This window comes from Microbulbifer sp. ABH2_005 (genome assembly GCF_056160005.1).
Map to the genome: position 1 here is coordinate 1 of NZ_JBSWWI010000015.1, position 300 is coordinate 300.

1 protein-coding gene is annotated in these 300 nt (G+C 47.0%); it reads right to left on the reverse strand.

Annotated elements, in window-relative coordinates; translation table 11 throughout:
- The coding region (locus tag ACXAFI_RS20045) for a hypothetical protein (protein WP_475110178.1) at positions 1-300 on the reverse strand (300 nt) is incomplete at both ends.

Below are 300 nucleotides of genomic sequence, written 5' to 3' on the forward strand. Positions count from 1 at the left end.
CAAAGGCATTATTACCTTGAAGAGTAACTGCACCGGTTGCACCGACTGTATCCGTATAACTACTACTAACAGTATTCGCATTTACTGTGCGAATACCTTTAAAGATCATGGAGTCAACGGTGATATCGCCTGTCAGGGAAAGCTGATAGCTGTCTCCTTTATCAGCAGCACCAGCGAGGGTGTTATTACCACCCGTCAGACTATGCATTCCTGCAAAGGTAATGCCTGAATGCTCAACTTCATTATCGGCGGATACTAACTGCCATTGTTGGTCACTGACTTCAGAGGTGGCTGCGCCGC